The sequence below is a fragment of the Pseudomonas sp. LBUM1656 genome (assembly GCF_059716065.1).
In genome coordinates, this window is the sequence record NZ_CP166800.1 from 6,314,016 (window position 1) to 6,329,075 (window position 15,060).

Genomic DNA, 15,060 nt, shown 5'->3' on the forward strand with positions numbered 1-15,060 from the left:
TGCCTGCCCTTCAGGCACCGCATCGACCCCCTTTTCGAATACACGGAACCCGCAAAACTCCATCATGGACCCTTCCCCTGGCTTGACCCTCGCGACACTCTTCGCCGATTTCGGCATGATTCTTTTTGCTCTGATCCTGGTTTTGCTCAACGGCTTTTTCGTTGCGGCGGAATTCGCCATGGTCAAATTGCGCTCGACCCGGGTCGAGGCCATCGCTGAAAAAAACGGCTGGCGCGGACACATCCTGCGCACCGTTCACAGTCAGCTCGATGCGTACCTCTCGGCGTGCCAATTGGGTATCACCCTCGCCTCCCTGGGCCTCGGCTGGGTCGGTGAGCCGGCGTTCGCGCACATCCTCGAACCGGTGCTGAGCGCCGTTGGCGTCGAGTCCGCCGAAGTGGTCAAAGGCGTGTCGTTCTTCACGGCGTTCTTTATCATTTCGTACCTGCACATCGTGGTCGGCGAGCTGGCCCCGAAGTCCTGGGCTATTCGCAAACCCGAGCTGCTGTCGCTATGGACCGCGGTGCCGCTGTACCTGTTCTACTGGGCCATGTACCCGGCGATTTACCTGCTCAACGCCAGCGCCAACACGATCCTGCGGATCGCCGGCCAGGGTGAACCCGGCCCGCATCACGAGCACCATTACAGCCGTGAAGAACTGAAACTGATCCTGCACTCCAGCCGTGGCCAGGACCCGAGCGACCAAGGCATGCGTGTGTTGGCTTCCGCCGTGGAAATGGGCGAACTGGAAGTGGTCGACTGGGCCAACTCCCGGGAAGACCTGGTGACGCTGGAGTTCAACGCGCCGCTCAAGGAAATCCTGGCGATGTTCCGTCGCCACAAGTTCAGCCGTTATCCGGTGTATGACAGCGACAGTCAGGAGTTCGTCGGCCTGCTACACATCAAGGATTTGTTACTGGAACTGGCGGCCCTGGACCACATTCCCGAGTCGTTCAACCTCGCCGAGCTGACCCGACCACTGGAGCGCGTGTCGCGGCACATGCCGCTGTCGCAGTTGCTGGAACAGTTCCGCAAAGGTGGTTCGCACTTCGCGCTGGTTGAAGAAGCCGATGGCAACATCATCGGCTACCTGACCATGGAAGACGTGCTTGAGGTGCTGGTCGGCGATATTCAGGACGAACACCGCAAGGCTGAACGCGGCATCCTCGCTTACCAGCCGGGCAAGCTGCTGGTGCGGGGCGACACGCCGCTGTTCAAGGTTGAACGCCTGCTGGGCATCGATCTGGACCACATCGAAGCCGAAACCCTCGCCGGGCTGATCTACGAAACCCTGAAACGGGTGCCGGAAGAGGAAGAAGTGCTGGAAGTCGAAGGCTTGCGAATCATCATCAAGAAGATGAAAGGGCCGAAGATTATTCTGGCCAAGGTGTTGATGCTGGATTAAGTCGTCCCTGGCCTAAACCGCGTCGATCCCTTCGCGAGCAAGCCCGCTCCCACATTGGAACTGCGTCGAACCCTTTGTAGGTGATCGACACAAAACCAGTGTGGGAGCGGGCTTGCTCGCGAATGCGTCAGCACAGGCAACACATCACTGCTTGCCGAGCGCAAAGTTCGGCAGGCTGCCCACCGGTTGATTGAACTGATACGGAATCGACACCAGCCCCAACCCCGTATTGCGTTGCACCACGAAGTGCAAATGCGGCCCACTGCTGTTGCCGGTATTGCCCGACAGTGCCAGCGCACTTCCTACCGCTACCCGTTGCCCCTCGCGAACGCTGACCGAGCCTTGCTTGAGGTGCAGGTACACGCCCATGGTGCCGTCATCGTGCAGCACCCGCACGAAGTTGCCCGATGGATCGGTGCCGCGCCCGGTCTGGGCATTCTCGATTTTCACCACCACTCCGCCACGCGCCGCAATGATCGGTGTACCTTCGGGCATGGCGATGTCCATGGCGTAACGGTTTTTGGCGCCGAAGTGGCTGTACTGGCCGTTGTTGCCCTGACTCAGGCGAAACGGCCCGCCACGCCAAGGCAACGGATACCGATAGGCCATGGCGGCCCCTGACGGGTCGCCCAGGGAATATTGGAACCTTGGGGTGTACGCCAGCGGTCTTCCGGCCTTCGTCGCCGTGAGCAGCGCCAGACGGATGTTGCTGCGAGCCGGCATTACCCGACGGATCGGCCGGCTCGGCGCGCCGCTGACGTTTTTCAGTCCGGCAAAACTCAGCTCGATCTCGACCGGTGCGTACAGGTCGTTGCGCACGAACACGTTGTCCCCGCCCTTCTGCTTCTTGATCTCGAGGTACACCTGGCGCTCAAGGTGCTCGACCATGCGATCTCGAAAAACGAACACCTGGGAGCCTTTGGTGGGGCGGTCGCTGTAGGAGACCACGCCATTGGCGTCTTTGGACTTGTAGATCGTCATGGCCACAGCCGAGGTGGAGGCCATGAACAGACCACAGAAAAACAGCAGGCGCGCGAGCATGGGCAAGAATCTGTCGAGTAAGGCCTGGGGAGGAGCCTAGCAGCTGCAATGGACCCGGGTAGTCGGCAGATGTTTCAAAATGGGCGTTCCACCAGATGTGTGGTGAATTTGAGGGCCCCATCGCTAGCAGGCTAGCTCCCACAGGGGAATGCATTCCAATTGTGGGAGCTAGCCTGCTAGCGATGACGGACTACTAGGCGACGAAGATTACGCGCCTGGAACGAAGTGCTTCTGCGCCGTACCACGCGCAATCAGGCGGGAGATGTAGTCGAGCTTCTGCGCATCCTGATCCACAAAACGGAAGGTCAGTTGCAGCCAGTCGCTGTCGGGTTTGGGTTCAAACGCGACGATAGCGTGCAGGTAGCCATTGAGACGGGCGACTTCGGCGTTCTCACCCTGCTCCAGGTCGAGCACCGCGCTATCAAGGACCTGCGGCAATGTGTCGGTGCGCTTCACCACCAGCAGCGCTTCCTTGATGCTCAAGGCTTTGATCACGCATTGCTGAATGCCGCTCGGCAAACGCAATTGGCCTTGACCCCGACCACTGGCCGGTGCGGAAGCAGGGACCGGTGCCTTGACCGGCGGGCTGTTAAGCAAACCGCGCGACGGGGCCGCCGCCGGTGTCGGAGCCGCGACCACGGCAGCCTTGCCGCCGGTCAATGCGCTCAGGGAATCGTTGCCAAAAGCCGAGTTCATTTTGGTTGGCGCACCGCTCATCAAGGCGTCGAGCTTGCCGACCTTGTTCAGCGCCTGCTTGACCTTGGTGAGCAGTTGCTCGTTGGTGAAGGGCTTGCTGACGTAGCCGGAAACGCCGGCCTGAATCGCCTGGACCACGTTCTCTTTATCGCCACGGCTGGTCACCATGACGAAGGGCATGGTCTTGAGGTTGTCTTGCTCGCGGCACCAAGTCAGCAATTCCAGGCCAGACATTTCCGGCATTTCCCAGTCGCACAGCACCAGGTCGAATGCTTCCTTGGCCAGCATGGCCTGGGCCTTTTTGCCGTTGATGGCATCTTCGGTCCGGATACCCGGAAAGTAGTTACGCAGGCACTTCTTTACCAGGTCACGAATGAACGCCGCATCGTCCACCACCAACACACTGATCTTGCTCATCCACCACCCCTCGAAAAAATCCCGGCAAGCATACCGTTTTGCTGATGGCACATTGCCAAAAACCTTCAGTCACGCCGGGACTTTTCGTTCGCGGGTGATGCTGTTGAAGTCGAAAACCACACAAAAAAACGCCCGGCCAAAGGACCGGGCGTTTTTCTTGGGCAGTCTTACTTATCGTCAGCTTTGCCCGGAACATTAGCGGTTTCGCCACTTGTGCCTTCAACTTCTTCTTTCATGCGCTTGAGGCCCAGGTGACGCACGTCCGTGCCACGTACCAGGTAAATCACCAGTTCCGAGATATTGCGCGCGTGGTCGCCGATCCGCTCCAGTGAACGCAGCACCCAGATAATGCTCAAGACGCGCGAGATAGAGCGCGGGTCTTCCATCATGTAGGTTGCCAACTCACGCAGCGCGGTCTTGTATTCGCGGTCGATGATCTTGTCGTACTGGGCTACCGACAACGCCAGGTCGGCGTCGAAGCGGGCAAAGGCGTCCAGCGCATCGCGAACCATGTTGCGCACCTGGTCGCCGATGTGGCGGACCTCGACGTAACCGCGCGGCGCCTCGCCTTCTTCGCACAACTGAATAGCGCGGCGGGCGATCTTGGTCGCTTCGTCACCGATGCGCTCCAGGTCGATCACCGACTTGGAAATGCTGATGATCAGACGCAAGTCCGACGCGGCCGGCTGACGGCGGGCCAGAATGCGCAGGCATTCTTCGTCGATGTTGCGTTCCATCTGGTTGATCTGGTCGTCGATCTCGCGAACTTGCTGGGCCAGGCCAGAGTCGGCCTCGATCAGCGCAGTCACCGCGTCATTGACCTGCTTTTCCACCAGACCGCCCATGGCCAGGAGGTGGCTGCGAACTTCCTCCAGCTCAGCGTTGAACTGCGCGGAGATGTGATGGGTAAGGCCTTCTTTACTAATCATGTTGGCGTCCTTGGAGCGTCCGGTAAGGTGCGGTGGACCGCAGCGTCAATTCAGTGAGCGACTACAGCTTCCTAGCCGTAACGACCGGTGATGTAGTCTTCGGTCTGCTTCTTGGCCGGATTGGTGAACAGGGTGTCGGTGTCGCCGAATTCCACCAGTTTGCCCATGTACATGAACGCCGTGTAGTCGGAAACCCGCGCGGCCTGTTGCATGTTGTGGGTCACAATGACGATGGTGAACTTCGATTTCAATTCGTAGATCAGCTCTTCGACTTTCAGCGTCGAGATCGGGTCGAGTGCCGAGCACGGCTCGTCGAGCAGCAGCACTTCCGGCTCTACGGCGATGGTGCGGGCGATCACCAGACGTTGCTGCTGACCACCGGACAAGCCGAGTGCCGATTCATGCAGACGGTCTTTGACTTCGTCCCACAGCGCCGCGCCTTTCAACGCCCACTCGACCGCTTCGTCGAGGACGCGTTTCTTGTTGATGCCCTGGATGCGCAAGCCGTAGACCACGTTTTCGTAGATGGTCTTCGGGAACGGGTTCGGCTTCTGGAACACCATGCCGACCCGGCGACGCAACTCGGCCACGTCTTCGCCCTTGCGGTAGATGTTGTGACCGTACAGGTTGATTTCACCTTCAACGCGGCAGCCATCGACCAGGTCGTTCATGCGGTTGAAAGTCCGCAGCAGCGTGGACTTGCCGCAGCCGGACGGACCGATGAAGGCGGTCACGCGCTGTTTCGGGATGTTCAGGCTGACGTCGTACAGCGCTTGTTTGTCGCCGTAGAACAGGTTCAGGCCCGGTACTTCGATGGCCACGGTTTCCTGTTCAAGGCTCAGGCTCTGTTTGTCGCGGCCCAGGGCAGACATGTTGATGCCGTGGGTATGTGCTTCGTGCTGCATGGGAGGCTCCCTGTGCTAACAAATTCGGTTCGGACCACCGCTTCGCGGCATGCCCAATAAATGTTCCGGTGGACGCGGTCCAGTGTGGGAGCGGGCTTGCTCGCGAAGACGTCGGCACATCCAGCAAAGATGTGACTGACAGATCGCTTTCGCGAGCAAGCCCGCTCCCACAAGGTCCGCGCCGACCTATTAACTATCCAATGCTTTGTATTTTTCGCGCAGATGGTTACGGATATAAACGGCCGACAGGTTCAATGTCGCGATCACCAGCACCAGCAGCAGCGCCGTGGCGTAAACCAGCGGTCGCGCGGCCTCTACGTTCGGGCTCTGGAAGCCGACGTCATAGATGTGGAAGCCCAAGTGCATGATCTTCTGGTCCAGGTGAAGGTACGGGTAGTTGCCATCCAGTGGCAGCGACGGCGCCAGTTTCACCACACCCACCAGCATCAACGGCGCCACTTCACCGGCGGCGCGAGCCACGGCGAGGATCATGCCGGTCATCATGGCCGGGCTGGCCATCGGCAGCACGATCTTCCACAAGGTTTCAGCCTTGGTCGCGCCAAGTGCCAACGAGCCTTCACGTACGGTGCGGGGAATCCGCGCCAGGCCTTCTTCTGTGGCCACAATCACCACCGGCACCGCCAGCAGTGCCAGGGTCAGGGACGCCCAGAGCAGACCCGGCGTACCGAAGGTCGGTGCCGGCAACGCTTCAGGGAAGAACAACCGGTCAACCGAGCCGCCGAGTACATAGACGAAGAAGCCCAGGCCGAACACGCCGTAAACGATGGCTGGAACGCCTGCCAGGTTGTTCACCGCGATGCGGATAATCCGGGTCAGCGCGTTCTGCTTGGCGTATTCACGCAGGTAAACCGCCGCCAGTACGCCGAACGGCGTCACGATCATCGCCATGATCAGGGTCATCATCACGGTGCCGAAAATCGCCGGGAAGATCCCGCCTTCGGTGTTCGCTTCACGCGGATCATCGCTGAGGAATTCCCAGACCTTGCTGAAGTAGAAGCCGATCTTGGTGAAGGTGCCCATGGCGTTCGGCTGATAGGCGTGAACCACTTTGCCGATGTCGATCACGATCTCTTTGCCGTTCGCATCGCGGGCAGTCAGGCTGTCGCGGTTGAACTGGGCGTGCAGGTCGGCAAGACGTGCTTCGATGTCCTGATAACGTGCGTTCAGCTCGGCGCGCTCGGATTCCATGTCCGCTTGTGCGGCGGCATCGAGCTTGCCGGCCAGTTCCAGCTTGCGACCGTGCAGGCGGATGCGTTCGAGGCCGGCGTTGATCGCACCGATGTCGACTTTTTCAAGGGTCTTGAGCTGTGCGGCGAGTTCGTTGACGCGGGCGACACGAGCCTGCAACTCAGGCCACGCGGCTTCGCCTTCAGCAATAACCTTGCCTTCCTGTTTGACGTTGACCAGGTAGCCGTAGAAATTGCCCCACTCGCGGCGCTCGATGGCCATCAGCTCCGGCGGCGTCTTCTGGTTGGTCAGCCACTCGCCGACGATCCAGGTGAAGTCGTTGCCGTTCAGGTCACGGTTGCCGACCTTGATCAGCTCCCGGGTCATGAACTCCGGGCCCTGATCGGGCACCGGCAGGCCAGCGCTTTTCAGTCGCTCGCGCGGCACTTCTTCTTTCTGCACGATTTCGCCGATGACCAGGTGATTGGCCTGGCCCGGCACGTCGTAGCTGGCGTGAATCAAATCCGCCGGCCAGAAGTGACCCAGACCGCGCACGGCAATCACCGCCAGCAAGCCAATGGTCATGATGACCGCGATGGACACCGCGCCACCGCTGATCCAGACGCCTGGGGCGCCGCTCTTGAACCATCCATTCAGGGAGTTCTGTTTCACAGACTTCTACCTTTCTTAAAGCGACGAGTATTTCTTGCGCAGACGCTGACGAATCAGTTCCGCGAGGGTGTTCATGACGAAGGTGAACAGCAGCAGCACCAGCGCCGAGAGGAACAGCACGCGGTAGTGGCTGCCGCCGACTTCCGATTCGGGCATTTCCACCGCGACGTTGGCGGCCAGCGTTCGCAGACCTTCGAACAGGTTCATTTCCATGACCGGGGTGTTACCGGTGGCCATCAGCACGATCATGGTTTCACCGACCGCGCGGCCCATGCCGATCATCAGTGCCGAGAAAATGCCCGGGCTGGCGGTGAGGATCACCACGCGGGTCATGGTCTGCCACGGCGTGGCGCCGAGGGCCAGGGAACCGAGGGTCAGGCCGCGAGGCACGCTGAACACGGCGTCTTCGGCGATGGAGTAGATGTTCGGGATGACCGCGAAGCCCATGGCCAGACCGACCACCAGAGCGTTGCGCTGGTCGTAGGTGATGCCCAGGTCGTGGGAGATCCACATGCGCATGTCGCCGCCGAAGAACCAGGTTTCCATGTACGGACTCATGTACAGCGAGAGCCAGCCCACAAACAGGATCACCGGGATCAGGATCGCGCTTTCCCAGCCGTCCGGCACTTTCAGGCGGATGGACTCAGGCAGGCGGCTGAAGACGAAACCGGCCACCAGGATGCCGATCGGCAGGAGCATCAGCAGGCTGAAGATGCCCGGCAAATGCCCTTCCACATACGGTGCGAGGAACAGGCCAGCGAAGAAACCGAGGATCACCGTCGGCATTGCTTCCATCAGCTCGATCACCGGTTTGACCTTGCGGCGCATGCCCGGGGCCATGAAGTACGCGGTGTAGATCGCGGCGGCAACGGCCAGAGGCGCGGCCAGCAGCATGGCGTAGAACGCGGCTTTCAAAGTACCGAAGGTCAGCGGAGACAAGCTCAGCTTCGGTTCGAAATCGGTGTTGGCGGCGGTCGATTGCCAGACGTATTTAGGCTCGTCGTAGTTCTCGTACCAGACCTTGCTCCACAACGCGCTCCACGACACTTCCGGGTGCGGGTTGTCGAGCAGCAGCGGTTGAATCTTGCCACCCGCTTCGACGATCACTCGGTTGGCCCGTGGCGACAGGCCGAAGATGCCTTGGCCATCGACCACCTGATCCACCAGCAAGGTGCGGTGGGCGGTGCTGTGAAACACGCCGAGCTTGCCGGAGGCGTCGAGGGCGATGAAGCCTTTGCGACGCTCTTCGGCGGTGATTTCAACGATTGGCGTGGTGCCCATCTGGAACGTGCGGATCTGCTTCAGACGCTGCTCGCCATCCGGGTCGCGGGCCATGAACCATTGCGCCAGACCGCCCTTGGAATCGCCGAGGATCAGCGAGATGCCGCCGACCAATTGCGTACTGGCGGTAATTTCCGCATCGCCGTTTTCAAGCAGTTTGTAGCGACCGTTGAGGCTCTTGTCGCGCAGGCTGAAGACGTCGGCCTGGGCGCGGCCGTTGATCACGTACAGCCATTGCTGACGCGGATCGACGAAGATGTTCTTCACCGGTTCGGTCATTTGCGGCAGATCGATGCGCTTCTGCTCGTTGGTGATTTCGCCGGTCATCATGTTTTCTTCGCTGGTGAGCGAGAGCACATTGAGTTGCGAACCGGTGGAGCCGACCAGCATCAGGGTGGTGTCGGTGGCGTTGAGGCTGACGTGTTCCAGCGCCCCGCCCGCTTCGTTCAGCGCGATCGGAGTTTCGCCGTACGGGTATTCGACGGCTGGCGAGATGGTCTTCTTGCCGTCCGGGTAGCTGACTTTATACGTGTGACGGAACACCAGCGCCTGACCGTTGGACAAGCCGACCGCCACCAGTGGGTGACCGGGCTGGTCTTCACCGATGGAGGTGACTGTGGTGCCGGCCGGGATCGGCAGATCAACGCGCTTGAGTTCGGCGCCACTGTCGATGTCGAAGAACAACGCCTGGCCCTTGTCGGAAACCCGCATGGCGACCTGGTTCTGCTCTTCCAGAGAGATCATCAGAGGCTTGCCGGCGTCTTGCATCCAGGCGGGCGTGATGGAGTCCTTGGCAGTCAGATCGGCACCCTGGAACAGGGGGAAGACGACGTAGGCGAGGAAGAAAAAGATCAGCGTGATCGCACCGAGAACGGCCAGGCCGCCCACGAGAACGTACCAGCGGGTCAGGCGATCCTTGAGCGCGCGGATGCGGCGCTTGCGTTGCAGCTCAGGCGTATTGAAATCAATTCGCTTGGGGGGATTAGTAGTCATGGTGGAATTGGCCAGATCATTCATGCGCACACCCTAGCGATCCTGTATGACAGAAAGATGACAATGCAGTGACGCAACAAATCCGCCGCCAGCGGGAACTGGCAGTGGACCGGAAATTTGGGGGTGTAGTAGCCGGCTTGCTGGCCATGGCATCACCGTGGTGAACCTGTCAGACCGAGTCGACAGGATCGCCAGCAAGCCGGCTCCTACAGGTCCGGGTTTACCCCGAACCTAGGGTTTTACTTTTTTGCTACGCTGCCGCCTTCCTGCAGACCCAGGTCAGCCAGTGCTTTGGCAGCAACCTTGGCCGGCAGTGGGATGTAGCCGTCTTTCACTACTACTTCCTGACCCTGTTTGGACAGAATCAGCTTCACGAACTCAGCTTCCAGCGGGGCCAGAGGCTTGTTCGGGGCTTTGTTGACGTAAACGTAGAGGAAGCGCGACAGCGGGTACTTGCCGTTCAGGGCGTTTTCTTCGGTGTCTTCGATGAACTCGGTGCTGCCTTTCTTGGCCAGAGCTACCGTTTTCACGCTAGCGGTCTTGTAGCCGATACCCGAGTAACCAACGCCGTTCAGCGAGGAGCTGATCGACTGTACGACCGAAGCCGAACCTGGTTGTTCGTTGACGTTTGGCTTGTAGTCACCTTTGCACAGGGCTTCTTCTTTGAAGTAGCCATAGGTGCCGGAAACCGAGTTACGACCGAACAGCTGAACCGGCTTGTTCGCCAGGTCGCCGGTCACACCCAGGTCACCCCAGGTTTTCACGTCGGTTTTAGCGCCGCACAGACGAGTGGACGAGAAGATCGCGTCAACTTGTTCCATGGTCATGTGCTGGATCGGGTTGTCTTTGTGCACGAACACAGCCAAGGCATCCACGGCAACCGGAATAGCGGTTGGCTTGTAGCCATATTTGGTTTCAAAGGCCTGCAGCTCGTTGTCCTTCATCTTGCGGCTCATCGGGCCCAGGTTAGCGGTGCCTTCAGTCAGCGCAGGTGGCGCGGTCGAGGAACCGGCGGCCTGAATCTGGATATTTACGTTCGGGTATTCTTTTTTGTAGTTCTCAGCCCACAGGGTCATGAGGTTGGCCAGGGTATCGGAGCCGACGCTGGACAGGTTGCCCGACACACCAGTGGTCTTGGTGTAGCTCGGGATAGCAGGGTCAACAGCGGCAACCGCGTTGGCAGTCGCAACGCCAGCAGCGACAAAAGTCATTGCCGCCATCAAACGCTTCAGTTTCATGCCTTACTCCTAGCAGATAGGGTGTGTTAAGTCGGGGCCAAGTATCAGCAGGCCGTGTGAACACTCTATGGCTGAAATATGACAATTGGATGAAAGGCCAGCATCTAGTGACAGATCGTTCCCACGCTCTGCGTGGGAATGCCGCCATGGACGCTCTGCGTCCGCTGTGAGATGTGACGCGGAGCGTCACGGGATGCATTCCCACGCAGAGCGTGGGAACGATCAGTTACTGATTCAGCGACCCTTCTTCCAGAGGTATGCACCCACAAGGATCCCTACTCCACAAATGATCGCCACGTAATACGCAGGCCCCATCGGGCTTTCCTTCAACAGAAGCGTCACCACCATTGGCGTCAAGCCGCCAAAAATCGCATAAGCCAGGTTGTAAGAGAACGACAACCCGCTAAAGCGCACCACCGCCGGGAAGGCTTTGACCATCACATACGGCACTGCACCAATGGTCCCGACCAGGAAACCGGTCAAGGCGTACATCGGGAACAGCCAGTCCGGGTGATTGAACAGGCTGTGGTAGAAAGTCCACGAACTGAGCAGCAACAAAGCGCTGCCGAACACGAAGATCCGGCCAGCCCCGAAACGGTCAGCCAAAGCACCGGACGCCACGCAGCCAAAACTCAGGAACACAATCGCCAGGCTGTTGGCCTGCAGCGCCGTGGTCGGCGAGAAGTGGTAAACGGTCTGCAGCACGGTCGGGGTCATCAGAATGACCACGATGATGCCGGCGGACAGCAGCCAGGTCAGCAGCATGGAAATCAGGATCGCACCGCGATGGTCACGCAACACAGCGCGCAGCGGCACTTCCTCAGCCAGTGCTTTGCGCAGTTGCAGCTCGGCGAACACAGGGGTCTCGTGCAACCAGCGGCGCAGATAGACCGAGAACAAACCGAACACGCCGCCCAGCAGGAACGGGATCCGCCAGGCGTAATCGGACACTTCTACCGGGGTGTAAATGCTGTTGATCGCGGTGGCGACCAATGAACCCAAGAGGATGCCAGCCGTCAGACCGCTCGTCAGGGTGCCGCAGGCATAACCGATATGACGCGCAGGGACGTGTTCGGAAACGAATACCCACGCGCCCGGCACTTCACCGCCAATCGCAGCGCCTTGAATCACCCGCATCAGCAGCAACAGGATCGGTGCCCACATGCCGATCTGCGCATAGGTTGGCAGCAAGCCCATGATCAGGGTCGGCACCGCCATCATGAAAATGCTCAGGGTGAACATCTTCTTGCGCCCCAACAGGTCGCCGAAGTGCGCCATGACAATGCCGCCCAACGGACGGGCGAGGTAGCCGGCGGCGAAGATGCCGAACGTCTGCATCAGGCGCAGCCACTCGGGCATGTCCGCCGGGAAGAACAGTTTGCCCACCACCGTGGCGAAGAACACGAAGATGATGAAGTCGTAGAACTCCAGCGCGCCGCCCAGGGCAGACAGCGATAACGTCTTGTAGTCGCTACGGGTTAACGGGCGTGCGGGCTGGGTCGGCTGCGCGATGCTAGAGGGCGCTGTGGTCATGGCAAGGGCTTCTCTTATAGTCGGATCTGCAACCCCAACAACGCTGGCTGAGGCTTGGGCAGGTCCGGCACGATAGCAAATTGTTCGAAAAAGCACATAGAGGTGCGTATTTGACGGTCAAAATGAGAACCGGGCGGTCGTCTCGGAGTCTACCGATCGATATACTCGCTGCATTGCGGCATTTGTAAGGGGTTGCTGTGCGAAAACGCGCTGGCTGTCAGGCAAGGTAATTGCGTGGTTCAGTCGCTTTCGCAGAGTTTCCCTTTAGACGCCTTACGAAAAACGTGACGAACGTAGTATGTTCGGGCTGAATCGTTTTTCCTTGAGACGGCTATTCACCCCGCTACACCTACGATGAGTCACGGGTCAGAGGCACCCCCGGCATGATAGAGCTCGAACAAGAAGATCCAATCCCGCAAGGCGACCTGGCCCTGCAAATCACCGCACTTCCGCGTGAAACCAACGGCTTCGGCGATATTTTCGGCGGCTGGCTGGTGGCACAGATGGATTTGGCCGGTACCGCAATGGCCAGCAAAGTCGCTGGCGGACGCGTGGCGACCGTGGCGATTGATCGCATGGCGTTCCTGGTGCCGGTGGCGGTGGGCGCTCAGCTCTCCTTCTATACCCAGGCACTGGAAATCGGCCGCAGCTCGATTCAGATGATGGTCGAAGTGTGGAGCGACGATCCGCTGTCCAGCGAGTGGCGTAAAGTGACTGAAGCTGTGTTTGTGTTTGTCGCGATCGATGGCAGCGGCCGTACTCGCTCGGTTCCTCCGCGCGCGCGTTAAACACCGCGACCTTTCTGCGGTCCATTGCAGTCATTGTTCCTGATCGAGAGTTGCCCCATGAGCACGCCCAACGTTGAAGCCGTGAAACTGGATGAACTGAACTGCTGGCGGATCCGCCACGGTCAGGCCGAATTGCTGGTAGCCCAGCAAGGCGCGCACATCCTCAGTTATCAAGTGGCCGGCCAACCGCCGGTGATCTGGCTTAACGACGAGGCCGTGTTCAAGACCGGCAAGAGCATCCGTGCCGGTGTGCCGGTGTGCTGGCCGTGGTTCGGCAATTTCCCGCGCAACCCGCAGAGCGTCCAGGCGATGCGCGTCAGCAACGAACCGCCGACCGCCCACGGTTTTGTCCGGGCGATGGATTGGGAACTGGGCGGTATCGAAGCCGAAGGTGAAAGCCTGAAGGTGGAATTCGTCCTGCCCTACCCCGAAGGCGGCTTTGCGGGCTGGCCGCATCAGGTCGATTTGAAGCTGAGCATTCGTCTGGATGAGCAATTGCACATCAGCCTGACCAGCCACAACCAGGGCACTGATAAAGTCACCATCAGCCAGGCACTGCACAGTTATTTCGCGGTCAGTGATGTGCGCAATGTGCATGTCGAAGGGCTGGATGGCTTGAGCTACATCGAAACCCTGGAAGACTGGAAAACCAAGGCTCAAACCGGTGAACTGCGTTTTACCGGCGAGACTGATCGCATCTACCTCAATCCTCCGCAGAAGCTGAGCATTGTCGACCCGGCCTGGGAACGACGCATCGAGCTGACCAGCAGTGGTTCGCGCTCGGCAGTGATCTGGAACCCGTGGATCGAACGCGCGGCGGCGTTCAGCGACATGGCCGACGATGGCTGGCAGAAGATGCTGTGCATCGAGACGGCGAATGTGATGGATGACGTGGTGACACTGGCGCCGGGTGCGAGTCATACCCTGGGTGTCAGCGTCGGCGCAAAACCGCTCTAAACCATACCGCAATACGAAATGTGGGAGCCAGCCTGCTGGCGATGGCGTCGTGTCAGTCAACTTGGAAGTATCTGACCCACCGCTATCGCCAGCAGGCTGGCTCCCACAGTTATTTCGAGTGCCTTTTAGAGATCTGATTCCTGCACTACCCGCACCTTCGCCGCATCCAGCGCATACGCCGCATCAGCCAGGTCGTTATTGACCTTCTCGATCTTCAACGTGCCGGTCACCCATAGCGGCGTGTAGATGTCATCCAGCTTCAAACCTTTCGGATAACGCACCAGCACCAACTGATTCGGTGGCGGTGGCGGCACGTGGATGCAGGCGCCCGGGTACGGCACGAGGAAGAACAGCGTGCTGCGGCCCTTGGCGTCAGACTCCAGCGGCACCGGATAACCACCGATGCGAATGTTCTTGTCGTTCATCGACGGCACGGTCTTGGTCGAATACATCACCGCCGGCAAGCCCTTGCTCTGCTTCATGCCACCTTTTTCGGTAAAGGTGCCATCGCCTTCAGGAGAGTTGTGGTCGATTTCGGGCATGGCCTCGAGGGCTTTCTGGTCCGACTTGGGCATCAGTTCGAGCCAGTCGGTTTCCGGCAATTCGCCGGCGTGGGCCAAACCGCTGCCCAACAGGAGGAGAGTCAAAAAAAGACGGCGCATGGAGGTGCTCGGTAAGGAAAGGACGGTGTAACGCCGAGCATTCTAGCCCTCCCCGCGTGCGGCGCGGAGAGGACTTTCGTCGCTTGAATCAGTTCTTTCTGATCAAGCCGTAGATCACCAGCAACACCACCGCGCCGACCAGCGCACCGATGAAGCCTGCACCTTCGCCCGCGCGATAGATGCCCAGAGCCTGACCGCCGTAAGTGGCCGCCAGCGAACCGCCGATACCGAGCAGGATGGTCATGATCCAGCCCATGCTGTCATCGCCCGGTTTCAGGAACCGAGCCAGCAGGCCGACGATCAAGCCGATAAAGATGGTTCCGATAATTCCCATGGCATTTCCCTCTGATTTGGA

13 protein-coding genes are annotated in these 15,060 nt (G+C 59.6%); 3 read left to right on the top strand and 10 right to left on the bottom strand.

The window, feature by feature from the left end; genetic code table 11:
* The first annotated feature begins 64 nt into the window (after positions 1 to 64).
* The gene (locus tag ACA072_RS28735; protein WP_438658827.1) at positions 65 to 1,405 is read left to right on the top strand and encodes a hemolysin family protein; all 1,341 of its coding nucleotides are present in this window, start codon (positions 65 to 67) and stop codon (positions 1,403 to 1,405) included.
* A 144-nt stretch (positions 1,406 to 1,549) separates the two neighbouring features.
* On the opposite strand, the gene ACA072_RS28740 is transcribed toward ACA072_RS28735, so the two are convergent.
* The 8 genes from ACA072_RS28740 to ACA072_RS28775 all read right to left on the bottom strand — a co-directional run bounded on the left by ACA072_RS28740 (position 1,550) and on the right by ACA072_RS28775 (position 12,298).
* On the bottom strand, positions 1,550 to 2,446 hold the full coding sequence (locus ACA072_RS28740) for a peptidoglycan DD-metalloendopeptidase family protein (RefSeq protein ID WP_497622134.1): 897 nt from the start codon (positions 2,444 to 2,446) through the stop codon (positions 1,550 to 1,552).
* 207 nt (positions 2,447 to 2,653) lie between these two features.
* Positions 2,654 to 3,559, bottom strand: coding sequence for a response regulator (locus ACA072_RS28745; protein ID WP_497622136.1), 906 nt, complete (start codon positions 3,557 to 3,559; stop codon positions 2,654 to 2,656).
* Between the two features lie 167 nt (positions 3,560 to 3,726).
* On the bottom strand, positions 3,727 to 4,488 hold the full coding sequence (phoU, locus tag ACA072_RS28750; protein ID WP_008150055.1) for a phosphate signaling complex protein PhoU: 762 nt from the start codon (positions 4,486 to 4,488) through the stop codon (positions 3,727 to 3,729).
* A gap of 71 nt (positions 4,489 to 4,559) precedes the next feature.
* Positions 4,560 to 5,393 carry a phosphate ABC transporter ATP-binding protein PstB gene (gene pstB, locus ACA072_RS28755; protein WP_010465315.1) on the bottom strand — a complete coding sequence of 278 codons (834 nt, stop codon included), beginning with the start codon at positions 5,391 to 5,393 and terminating at the stop codon, positions 4,560 to 4,562.
* Between the two features lie 189 nt (positions 5,394 to 5,582).
* The gene (gene pstA / locus ACA072_RS28760) at positions 5,583 to 7,253 is read right to left on the bottom strand and encodes a phosphate ABC transporter permease PstA (protein WP_497622139.1); all 1,671 of its coding nucleotides are present in this window, start codon (positions 7,251 to 7,253) and stop codon (positions 5,583 to 5,585) included.
* A gap of 15 nt (positions 7,254 to 7,268) precedes the next feature.
* Positions 7,269 to 9,302 (bottom strand): ABC transporter permease subunit, encoded by a 2,034-nt coding sequence (locus tag ACA072_RS28765; protein ID WP_497625053.1) that lies wholly within the window; start codon positions 9,300 to 9,302, stop codon positions 7,269 to 7,271.
* A 464-nt stretch (positions 9,303 to 9,766) separates the two neighbouring features.
* Positions 9,767 to 10,765 carry a phosphate ABC transporter substrate-binding protein PstS family protein gene (locus ACA072_RS28770; RefSeq protein ID WP_497449496.1) on the bottom strand — a complete coding sequence of 333 codons (999 nt, stop codon included), beginning with the start codon at positions 10,763 to 10,765 and terminating at the stop codon, positions 9,767 to 9,769.
* A 234-nt stretch (positions 10,766 to 10,999) separates the two neighbouring features.
* Positions 11,000 to 12,298 carry an MFS transporter gene (locus ACA072_RS28775; protein ID WP_497622141.1) on the bottom strand — a complete coding sequence of 433 codons (1,299 nt, stop codon included), beginning with the start codon at positions 12,296 to 12,298 and terminating at the stop codon, positions 11,000 to 11,002.
* Between the two features lie 383 nt (positions 12,299 to 12,681).
* On the opposite strand from ACA072_RS28775, the gene ACA072_RS28780 reads away from it, so the two are divergent.
* Together ACA072_RS28780 and ACA072_RS28785 are read left to right on the top strand one after the other, a co-directional pair.
* Positions 12,682 to 13,086 carry an acyl-CoA thioesterase gene (locus ACA072_RS28780; protein ID WP_007896491.1) on the top strand — a complete coding sequence of 135 codons (405 nt, stop codon included), beginning with the start codon at positions 12,682 to 12,684 and terminating at the stop codon, positions 13,084 to 13,086.
* 57 nt (positions 13,087 to 13,143) lie between these two features.
* Entirely contained in the window at positions 13,144 to 14,043 is a 900-nt protein-coding gene (locus ACA072_RS28785) for a D-hexose-6-phosphate mutarotase (RefSeq protein ID WP_497622143.1), read from the top strand.
* Between the two features lie 125 nt (positions 14,044 to 14,168).
* Here ACA072_RS28785 and ACA072_RS28790 read toward each other — a convergent pair whose 3' ends face one another.
* Together ACA072_RS28790 and ACA072_RS28795 are read right to left on the bottom strand one after the other, a co-directional pair.
* Positions 14,169 to 14,705: a DUF3299 domain-containing protein gene (locus tag ACA072_RS28790; protein ID WP_109626811.1), complete on the bottom strand. Its 537-nt coding sequence runs from the start codon at positions 14,703 to 14,705 to the stop codon at positions 14,169 to 14,171.
* Between the two features lie 88 nt (positions 14,706 to 14,793).
* Positions 14,794 to 15,039, bottom strand: coding sequence for a GlsB/YeaQ/YmgE family stress response membrane protein (locus ACA072_RS28795; RefSeq protein WP_131058957.1), 246 nt, complete (start codon positions 15,037 to 15,039; stop codon positions 14,794 to 14,796).
* Positions 15,040 to 15,060 lie beyond the last annotated feature (21 nt).